The sequence below is a fragment of the Campylobacter concisus ATCC 51562 genome (assembly GCF_000466745.1).
Classification (GTDB): Bacteria; Campylobacterota; Campylobacteria; order Campylobacterales; family Campylobacteraceae; genus Campylobacter_A; species Campylobacter_A concisus_B.
The window spans coordinates 115604-125730 of the sequence record NZ_ANNI01000008.1; the positions used below are offsets into that span (position 1 = coordinate 115604).

Annotated in this window: 8 protein-coding genes; 6 read left to right on the top strand and 2 right to left on the bottom strand. The window is 36.8% G+C overall.

From position 1 onward, the window contains the following. Positions 1-10: 10 nt before the first annotated feature. Positions 11-505 (top strand): hypothetical protein, encoded by a 495-nt coding sequence (locus ATCC51562_RS07080; RefSeq protein WP_021091536.1) that lies wholly within the window; start codon positions 11-13, stop codon positions 503-505. Between the two features lie 386 nt (positions 506-891). On the opposite strand, the gene glmS is transcribed toward ATCC51562_RS07080, so the two are convergent. Together glmS and ATCC51562_RS07090 are read right to left on the bottom strand one after the other, a co-directional pair. Continuing rightward, positions 892-2703: a glutamine--fructose-6-phosphate transaminase (isomerizing) gene (glmS, locus tag ATCC51562_RS07085; protein ID WP_021091505.1), complete on the bottom strand. Its 1812-nt coding sequence runs from the start codon at positions 2701-2703 to the stop codon at positions 892-894. A 3-nt stretch (positions 2704-2706) separates the two neighbouring features. Next, on the bottom strand, positions 2707-5202 hold the full coding sequence (locus ATCC51562_RS07090; protein WP_021091483.1) for an HD domain-containing protein: 2496 nt from the start codon (positions 5200-5202) through the stop codon (positions 2707-2709). Positions 5203-5312: 110 nt separating this feature from the next. Between ATCC51562_RS07090 and mqnE the strand changes: the two genes are divergently transcribed. From mqnE to ATCC51562_RS07115, 5 genes are read left to right on the top strand one after another with little or no spacing between them, the layout of a single operon-like run. Further along, positions 5313-6377 (top strand): aminofutalosine synthase MqnE, encoded by a 1065-nt coding sequence (gene mqnE / locus ATCC51562_RS07095; RefSeq protein ID WP_155242251.1) that lies wholly within the window; start codon positions 5313-5315, stop codon positions 6375-6377. A gap of 12 nt (positions 6378-6389) precedes the next feature. Continuing rightward, positions 6390-7682, top strand: coding sequence for an NCS2 family permease (locus tag ATCC51562_RS07100; RefSeq protein ID WP_021091463.1), 1293 nt, complete (start codon positions 6390-6392; stop codon positions 7680-7682). Positions 7683-7694: 12 nt separating this feature from the next. Beyond that, complete coding sequence (locus ATCC51562_RS07105; RefSeq protein ID WP_021091484.1) at positions 7695-8135, top strand: phosphoribosyltransferase; 441 nt, start codon at positions 7695-7697, stop codon at positions 8133-8135. A gap of 9 nt (positions 8136-8144) precedes the next feature. Continuing rightward, positions 8145-9362, top strand: coding sequence for a glycosyltransferase family 39 protein (locus ATCC51562_RS07110; RefSeq protein WP_021091459.1), 1218 nt, complete (start codon positions 8145-8147; stop codon positions 9360-9362). Beyond that, positions 9363-10064: a type II secretion system protein gene (locus ATCC51562_RS07115; RefSeq protein ID WP_021091533.1), complete on the top strand. Its 702-nt coding sequence runs from the start codon at positions 9363-9365 to the stop codon at positions 10062-10064. The last annotated feature ends 63 nt before the right edge of the window (positions 10065-10127 follow it).

Genomic DNA, 10127 nt, shown 5'->3' on the forward strand with positions numbered 1-10127 from the left:
AGGAGCTAGCATGAAAGTTGGCATTTTGATGTTTGACAAGCTAAATCTACTAAGCTTTGCCAAAATTTATGATTTCTTACATAAATTTGAGGATTTTAATATCAAGACTTATGCACTAAAGCCTGAGATAATCGATGAATTTGGCGTCAGGCTTCATCCAGAAATTTACGCTGAGAGCCTTTATGGTGTGGATATTTTGGTCGTGCCAGATGGCGTTGGAGCACTTGGATTAAGATACGATGAGATATTTTTAAGCTGGGTTAAAAGCTCAGCGAGTGCGAAATTTAAGATAGGTTTTGACCTTGGCGTGCTCATCCTTGGCGGGGCTGGATTTTTAGAAGACAGAGAGGCTTGTATAAGGGGCGGATACAAAAACGCACTTAGTGACTACTGTGATGTTAATGATGCTAAGATGTGCGAAAGCAGGGGTGTCATAAGTGTTAGTGAATTTGATGATAGAATAAAAGAACAGCTGACAACGATACTAGGTAAAGATAAAATTTAAGAGTCTTGAGCCTTAAAATTTTTTAGTTTAATGGGCTACAAAAAAGCTTTAATATATGTAACGCTTTTATTAAAAATCTCTTTTGATCTTAAAGAGAAGATGATAGCAAGATCGACAACATCCACTTTTGATTTTTAATATCGCACATTATTCTAAAATGCTCCAGTGCGATATTCTTATCCTTTTTGCTTAATTCATCAAACTTTTAGTCAATCAAAAATGATACATATGTTTCTATTTTTTGTTGTCATGGTAAAGTATAAAAATTTAAACTAAGGATAGATAAATTTTAGCTGGGTTGCACTCTTTTAAGAACAGAATTTTATAAAATCTAATGCAAAATATCAACTAAAATTTAACTAGCCAGTGTTTGCTGGCCAGTTAAATTATTCGACAGTCACGCTTTTTGCAAGATTCCTTGGCATATCGACGTTGTTGCCAAGTCTAACAGAAATTTCAAGTGCAAGTAGCTGAAGCACTAGCATCATCTCAAAAAATTCGCTCATGTAGTGATCTTGAACGCTTGTTTTTACGTAGTCATCGCTTAGCTCAAACTCAAGTGGGCTTATCGCCAGGATGTAAGCATCTCTTGCGGCAAGCTCTTCGACATTGCTCTTTGTTTTTTCGTAAAGTAAATTTTGAGGCATTAAAGCGATCGTAAATAGCTTCTCATCTGCAAGTGCGATAGGGCCGTGTTTCATCTCACCTGATGGATAGCCTTCGGCGTGAAGATATGAAATTTCTTTAAGCTTTAGCGCACCTTCAAGTGCCAGCGGATAGAAGATGTCTCTACCGATGAAGAAGAAGCCATGACCGTGCAAATAGTGCTTGCTTAGGCGGTGAAGCTTCTCTTGAAGAGAGTTATTGATATTTAAAATTTGTGGAATGTGAAGAAGCGTTTTGATCTCGTGATCAAGCTCTTTTTTGCTGATAGAATTTTTAGCTGCCGCCATTTGAAGCACAAGCATCCAAAGCACGATGATCTGCGTTGCAAAGGCCTTTGTGCTTGCCACACCTTTTTCGATGCCAGCACGAGTTAGAAGTGTATTGTCAGCTAGCCTAACGATAGATGAGTTATCGACGTTGCAAATCGCAAGCGTTCTAAGCCCAGCCTCTTTTGCTATCCTAAGTGCCTCAAGAGTATCGGCTGTCTCGCCACTTTGTGAGATGACGATGAAGAGCGAGTTTTTGTTTAGATAAGGCTTTCTATATCTAAATTCACTTGCCACTTCGACCTTTGTTCTAACTTTGGCAAGCCTTTCAAAAAGATAGCTTGCGGTTAGCGCTGCATGGTAGCTCGTACCGCACGCACAAAGTACGACATCATCGATACTTTTTAGATATTCATCGTCTAAATTTTCAAGGGTGACTTTGTGGTTTTTGATTCTGCCCATGATGGTTTCAGATACGACCGCACCTTGCTCGTAAATTTCTTTCTCCATAAAAAATGTATAGCCCTCTTTTTGGGCATAGCTCTTATCTTTTGGTAAAGCATTAAACGTTATGCTCGCCTTTTTGCCGTGTTTAAAGACTGCGATCTCGTCCAAGCTCACGTAGCCGTAATTATTGTCATCAAGATATGCAACTTCAGTTGCGTTACCGATAAGTGGGGCATCTGATGAGGCAAAATATAGCTCTTTTTCATTGCTCTTTCCTATCGCCATAGGAGCGGCATCTTTTGCAAAAAATATCTTATCAGGCGCAGTTTTGGTGATAAGTAGCGTCGCATAAGCGCCTCTTAGCTTTGCAATAGTTGCCTCATAAGCTTTAAATGGATCTTTTTTCTCTTTTAAAATTTCTTCAAAAAGGTGCACGATCACCTCAGTATCGGTTTGGCTGACAAATTTCACGCCCTTTGCTTCAAGCTCATCTTTAAGCTCTTTGTAATTTTCAATGATGCCATTGTGAACGACAAATGAGTGCTCGCCAAGGTGCGGGTGAGCGTTTATCTCAGTTGGTTTGCCGTGCGTCGCCCAGCGTGTGTGACCTATTGCCACGCCAAAGCCCTCTGATGTAAAGTCCTTTGTCTTTAGGGCTAAATTTTCAAGCTTGCCGACCGCCTTAAAAAAATCAATCTTGTCATCACTCATCACAGCCATGCCAGCGCTGTCGTATCCGCGATACTCAAGCTCTTTTAGACCGCTTAAAATGACCTCTTTTTTCTCTTTATCTCCGATGTATCCTACGATTCCACACATGTTTTACTCGCTTATTAATAAATTTAATATCTCTTCGCCTTTACTCTCAAGTCGCTCGTTTTTCTCGATCAAAAAGAGATTTCTCGTTCTATTTTTGACCGTTTGGATTCTAGCACTCGTGACTTGAAAATGAAGCCTATCAAAAACACTCATCACATAAGCCATTAGCCCACGCTGATCTTTTGCGTTGATGCTAAGTTTGGCATAATCTTTTGAGTGATTTAGCTCGAAGTTTATCTCATCTTTGTTAATGTTTGGTTTCAAAGGCTCTTTTAAAACTTCGCTATTTAGGGATTTTAGAGCTAAATTTTTAGTAATTTCAAGCTCCTCTTTTTTAACATTTTGGTTAAAATCAAGCCTAATATAAAATTTCTTCTCAAATAGCTCAAAAATTTCCATGTATGCAAGGTCAAATTTGGCAAATTCATAGAGCAGGGCGCTTAAGTTTAGGCTCTTTTTTGTATAAATTTGTATGCTTAAATTTTTAGAGTTATTTATAAAAATTTCTGTCGTATCTAAGCTATCTGCAGCTTTGCTTAAATTTATGATCTCACTCGCATTATATTTTATAAAGACAAGATTTGATGTGATTTTAAAAATTTTTTCTTGCAAGCTTGACTCAAGCGCCAAAAACTCGCTATTTCGTTTTATAGACTGCTCTTTTTTTACGCGCCTTGTCGCTTCATCAAGTAAATTTTCATCGCTAAATGCGCTAAGAGAAATTTCATAAAGTTCCCTTAAAAGCTTTGCTGTGTAGGCGTTATAGAGTCTCTCGTTTGTCGCATTTATCACGCAGTAGCTAAGGATGTAAAGCAGTTTTAAAACCTGCTTGTCGCCAAGCTTTGAGATAAAAGCAAATATAACGCGTTGGGAATAAATGTCCTCTCTGTTTGAGACATTGCTCATTAGCGTGTGGTATTTTATCAAGATGACGCCGATATTTACGGCTTTTTGGCTTAAATTTAGCTTGTTTGCGTATGCTCTAAAGATATTTGCGCCGATATTTGCGTGGTCTTTGCCAAGCCCCTTGCCAACGTCGTGCATTAAAGTCACGATCTTTAGCATTGTTTTACCCTCCAAGCAAAGCTCGGTATAGAGATTTTTTATGAATTTATCTTTTATATTTTCAAGAAATTTTACACTTAAAATGCTATGCTCATCGACCGTAAATTCGTGATAGCCGTCGTACTGAGCTAGCTGGCTGATGTGTTCCATTGGTTTTATTAAAATTTGTATCATTTGTGCATCGAGCAATGATTTTAAAATTGCGTAGGAATTTTTTCTTAAAAATATCTTCTTAAACTCACTTATAGCACGCTCTAAGCCACTTTTTGTGATGATGGCTCGCTTGATGTAAAAGATCGCGCTTATATCAAATTTATAATCCACATCTTTTAGTTCTAAAAGCTTGGTTATTAGATTTTCAATAAAAGCTGGCTTTTTATGAAGTGGCACGTAAATAACGCCATTTATTTCGTAAAAGCCATTTTTTAGCCTAGCAAATTTTCTCTGATCAAAATTTAGCTCACTTTTAAAAAATGGCCTGCAAAGAGAAGCGACGATAAACCTCGAATAAATGGCGACATTATTCATCGAGCTTAGCATTTTTTGGCTGATAACGCTTTCGTTATCTTGAAGCTTTTTAGACTTTGTCTGCATGAAATTTGTCGTGATCTCAACGCTTGAAGCGCTAAAAGTATCAGAATTTTGCGTTAAATTTAAGGTAGTTAGTAGGCTTAGTAAAAAGTCCACATTTAGGTTAAAGCTAGCGATCTCTTTTTCATTCATCACTTTTAGGGCTTGTGATCTAACTGAAATGTCGCTATCAAGGCAGTTTAGTATGCAGTTTAAGTGGTAAATTTCATCTATCCCGCCAAAGCCACTTTTTAGATTTGGCTCTTGGGCTAAGTAGCTGATGCTAGAAAATGGCAAAAATGCCTTTAAATGGTAGTTTAAAAAGGCTTTTTTATCAAATTCTTTTAATTTTATGATCTCGCTTTTTACTAAGCGGTAGAGGCTTTTTGAACCACAGATATATCGGACTTGTGATGTTTCGCTTTTAAATTTGAGATCGTCTTTGTAATTTGTAAAAATTTCATCTATTTCAGCGCTTTTTATATAAAAATTTATTCCAGAGCTACTTAAAATTTCGCTAAATTCTTTTAAGAAATTCTTTATATTGTAGCCTTTTAAATTTTTATAAACTAGTAAAATTTCAAGCTCACTATTTGCGCTAAGTAGTGTTTGAGCGTATTTTCCAGTAGCTAAAACACTAAAGGCAAAGCTGTCATTTTGCGGCACAAAATCATCAAAAAATTCTCGCATAGTTTCATTTAAATAAGATTTTATAAAATCATCATATTCTTTGGCTAAAAAATTTGCAAAATTTCTACCCTGATTTTTTTGAAAATGTTTTGGTAAATTTGCCTTAAAATCAAGAAATTTCTCTTTGATTTTTAAATAATTATCGCTATTTTTGGTACTTTTATCGGCCAGCATTTAATGTTTCCATTGTTAAAAATATCTTGGCAAATGTTACATAATTTTTGCAAAAACAAAGCTTTATTTGCCTATAATGAAGCCTTAAGTTCAGCTTTAGGACGATACAAATAATGAATCTATTACAAAAACTAGAAAGTGGCGAGAGATTAAGCAAACAAGAGGCTTTTTCGCTTTATGAGCTTGATCTTTTTACATTGGCTAAATTTGCCGATAAAAAGCGCAGAAAACTGCACGGCAATAAGGTCTTTTTTAATGTAAATCGCCATATCAATCCAACAAATATCTGCGCTGATATCTGTAAATTTTGCGCATTTTCAGCTCACAGAAAAAATCCAAATCCATACCTAATGAGCCACGAAGAGATTTTAAAGATCGTTGATGAGAGCGTGAGCCACGGCGTAAAGGAGATACACATCGTATCAGCTCACAATGCAAAAAGTGGCTGGCAGTGGTATTTAGAGATTTTTAAAAAGATAAAGGCAGCTCATCCAGAGCTTCATGTAAAGGCGATGACAGCAGCTGAGATCGACTTTTTGTCAAGATACTACGGCTTAAGCTATGATGAGGTGATAGAGAAGATGCTCGAATACGGCGTCGATAGCATGCCAGGCGGCGGGGCTGAAATTTTTGATGAAGAGATCAGGGCTAAAATTTGCAAAGGCAAAGTAAGTAGCGAAAACTGGCTAAAGATCCATAAAATGTGGCACGACAAGGGCAGGCAAAGCAATGCAACAATGCTCTTTGGCCACATAGAAAGCCGCGATAACAGGATCGATCACATGCTAAGGATTAGAGATTTGCAGGATGAAACTGGTGGATTTAACGCATTTATCCCGCTTGTCTATCAAAGAGAAAATAACTACTTAAAAGATGTGAAATTTCTAGGATCGGCTGAAATTTTAAAGACTCTGGCGATCTCACGTCTTGTGCTTGATAATGTCCCACACATCAAAGCTTACTGGGCCACTTCGACGCTAAATTTAGCGATGATCGCTCAGGAATTTGGCGCTGATGATCTTGATGGTACGATAGAAAAAGAGAGCATACAAAGTGCAGCAGGTGCAAACAGCGCAAATGGCGTTACGTTAAAGACATTTTGCGATCTTATTAAAACATCTGGTTTTACGCCAGTTGAGCGTGATAGCTTATATAACGAACTTAAAATTTACTAAAAGGAGCTTGGGGTGAAATTTTTTGACTTAGCACAAAATAAAACGAGTGTGAAGCAGGAATTTGGAGCGGGACTTACGACATTTTTGGCGATGATGTATATCGTGCCGGTAAATGCGATCATTATGAGCAAAACTGGTATGCCTTATGAGGCGCTAATTACGGCAACTGCGCTAATTACCATCTTTTCTACTATATTAAATGGTCTTTGGGCGAACACGCCAGTTGCGATGAGCGTTGGTATGGGGCTTAACGCTTATTTTACATTTGGTCTTTGCATCGGCATGAAAGTGCCTTGGCAAACGGCTCTTGGCGTTGTTTTTCTAAGCGGCGTGATATTTGTCGTCTTGTCTTTTACAAATTTTAGAATGTGGATAATAAGATCCATCCCACTTGATCTAAGAAGAGCGATAAGCGCTGGCATAGGCACATTTATCAGCTTTGTGGCATTTCAGCAAATGGGCTTTATCGTAAATAGCGACGCAGTTTTGGTTGGCATAGGAAATTTCAGAGATCCAAACGTGCTTCTTGGCGTTTTGGGGCTATTTTTGGTTATTTGCTTTTGGGCGTGGAAGATAAAGGGTGCGTTTATCCTAGCCGTGCTTGTCACTTCAGTGATCGCTTGGGTGCTTGGCATCGCTCCTCATCCAACAGAAATTTTCTCAACTCCAGCCTCTATCTCACCGATATTTTTAGAGCTTGACATAAAAGGTGCCTTTAGCCTAGCTTTACTCCCAGTTGTTATCACATTTTTTGTGACCGATCTTTTTGACTCGATAGGCACACTAGCTGGCGTTGGCACAAGGGCTGGGATATTTGACGAAAACAAAAAAGATGGCGTCGTAAAACTTGAAAAAACCCTTGAAGCTGACGCTGTTGCTACTGCAGCTGGCTCGCTTGTAGGTGTAAGTACGACCACATCGTTTGTAGAGAGCGCAAGCGGCGTAGAAGAGGGCGGTAGGACTGGTCTAACAGCTGTATTTTGCGGACTTTTATTTATACTTACACTATTTATGTTGCCACTTTTTAAAGCTATCCCTGGCAATGCCATCTATCCGATCCTTGTAATGGTCGGCGTGCTTATGTTTGCTGAGCTTGCTAGTATAAATTTTAAAGATCCAGCCATAGCTGTTGCGACATTTTTCATAGTTGTGCTCATCCCGCTTACTTACTCGATCACAAACGGCCTTGCATTTGGCTTTATGTCATACGTCATAGTTAAGCTCATAAAGAGAGAATTTAGCGATATAAATTTAGGCGTAGTCGTACTAGCGCTCATTAGTTTTATCGTATTTTTAGTGCATTAATAAGGATGAAAGATGATATTTTATAGCTACGATGAATTTGCCGTTGATGCCAAAAAGATGGCAAAACAGATAAAAGATGAGTTTGATCCAGAGGTGATACTAGCTGTGGCAAGGGGCGGTCTAACGCTTGGTCACTCGCTAGCCGTTGCGCTTAATAATAGAAATTTATTTACCCTAAATTCTATCCATTATGAAGATACAAACAAGCTTGATACGATTAATATCTTTAACGTGCCAGATCTTAGCAAATACACTAAAATTTTGCTCGTCGATGACATCATCGATAGTGGTGAGAGCATGGTCGAGATAAAAAGAGAGCTACTCAAACGCTATCCAAATTTAGATATAAAGATAGCGACCGTCTTTTATAAAGAGAAAGCTCTGCTTTTGCCAGAATTTAAGGTAAAAGAGGCTCACGATTGGATCGAGTTTTTTTGGGATATACATATTTAAGGAAAATTTTTGCTAGATAAATTTAGAGAATTTGTTGGACATCACGTCGCTTTTAGCGTATTTTTAATATGTTTGATCGATTGTATATTTTTACTTTATACGGCAAATTCTCTTAGCATAAGTTACAGTGAAGCTGAAATTTTTTTTAACAAACAAAATTTTCTTAGCCATGTTTTAAACTTAAGTGTTCAAATTTTTGGTCAAACAGATCTTGCTCTAAGATCTGTGATGATCGCTTTTCATGTAATAAGTGTCGTTTTAATGTATAAGATAAGCAAATTTTACATTAAATTAGAGTTTGACAGACTTATTGCGGTATTGCTTTTTATCTTACTTCCTGGCACGCTAGCTTCAGCTCTTATCGTCAATAATGCTGGGCTTTGCGTTATGCTGGCGCTTCTATGTATATACTTTTTTCATGTTAAAAATAAAATTTTATTTGTAACATTTTTTTGTCTTTCTTTTTTTATAGATGGTGATTTTTTGATATTTTACGTAGGATTTTTTATATTTTCACTTTATAAAAGAAGGCCTCCGCTTGCCTGGCTAAGTGCTATTTTGTTTTTGCTAACACTTTACTTTTTTGGTTTTGATACAAATGGTAGGCCAAGTGGGCACTTTATCGATACTTTTGGTATCTTTGCCGCTGTTTTTTCGCCATTTATTTTTATCTTTTTTGTCTATACGATTTATAGAATTTGGGTTAAGGAAAAGAAGGATCTTTTATGGTTTATTGCGATTTGCTCGTTTTGCTTTTGTATGATAGTCTCAGTGCGCCAAAGGCTGGAGCTTGAGCAGTTTTTGCCGTTTTGCGTGATCGCAACGCCACTTATGGTAAGAGTATTTTTTAATTCGTATCGTGTAAGATTGCCAAAATTTAGAAAAGGCTATAAAATTTGTACGACTTTAGTGATGCTTTTTCTGGCCATAAACTGGTCGATGATTGTATTTAATCAAATTTTTTACCTATTTTTGGATAATCCAACAAAGCATTTTGTCTATAAATTTGATGTTGTAAAAGAGCTTACTACTAAATTAAAAGAAGCGGAAATTGAGGATTTATACACTGATAATAAAAAGCTTGCATTAAGACTTAAATTTTATGGTATAGACGTAAGAGATGAGTCTAAAAATTTATTGGTAAGCGCCGATCTAGATGGAAAATCAAAATTTTGCATAGAAAAAATGGGAAAAGTAATTGCAAATTTTGACATAAGAGGTAAGTAGATGAATAGAAACAAGGGTTTTACTGTTATAGAGCTTATCTTTGTAATCATTGCCGTAGGCATACTTGCAGCAATGATCATACCAAGGCTAGAAATAAATGGAGCTAGAGAGGCAGCTACACAGATGCTAACGCATATAAAGTACGCCCAGCACCTTGCCATGCAAGATGATAAATTTGTACATTCAGAAAATGAAAAATTTTGGTTTAAAATGAGATGGGGGATAGCTATTAATGATACTAGTTTGCAAGAGTGCTCAGTAGATGAGCCTGGGGTTAAATCTTGGAAATATAGTATTTTTTATGATAAAAGAGGTAGTGGTAATAAATTTAGTGGTAACTTAAATTCCAAAGAAGAGGTTGCCATCGATACACAAAAATCAAACAAATTCTTAAGTGCGGGCTGGAGAGGCATTCCTCAGTCCTATTGCAATAAAATTAATACAGATTTAAATATCGAGAAAAAATATGGCATAAAATCAGTTAAATTTGTCGGTAGTTGCGGAAAAGGCAAAATGCAAACCATTAATTTTGACGAATTAGGTAGGCCTATGAGAGTGGTAAGTGTTACTAACAATAAAGGAGCGAAAAGACCTTATTCAAGACTATTGAAAGGCAATTGCAAGATAGTCTTAACAGATAAAAATAACAATGTAGCCTCTATAAATATAGAAAAAAGAAGTGGATACGCATATATAAACTAAACCCTATAAACCTACTAATAAAAATACATACTTTAAAATTTTTAATCGCCAACAATTTTTTCT

Excerpts from the sequence above, each read along its gene's own strand:
- ATCC51562_RS07080 (WP_021091536.1), top strand. The coding sequence starts at position 11 with ATGAAAGTTGGCATTTTGATGTTTGACAAGCTAAATCTACTAAGCTTT.
- glmS (WP_021091505.1), bottom strand. The coding sequence starts at position 2,703 with ATGTGTGGAATCGTAGGATACATCGGAGATAAAGAGAAAAAAGAGGTC.
- ATCC51562_RS07090 (WP_021091483.1), bottom strand. The coding sequence starts at position 5,202 with ATGCTGGCCGATAAAAGTACCAAAAATAGCGATAATTATTTAAAAATC.
- ATCC51562_RS07105 (WP_021091484.1), top strand. The coding sequence starts at position 7,695 with ATGATATTTTATAGCTACGATGAATTTGCCGTTGATGCCAAAAAGATG.
- ATCC51562_RS07115 (WP_021091533.1), top strand. The coding sequence starts at position 9,363 with ATGAATAGAAACAAGGGTTTTACTGTTATAGAGCTTATCTTTGTAATC.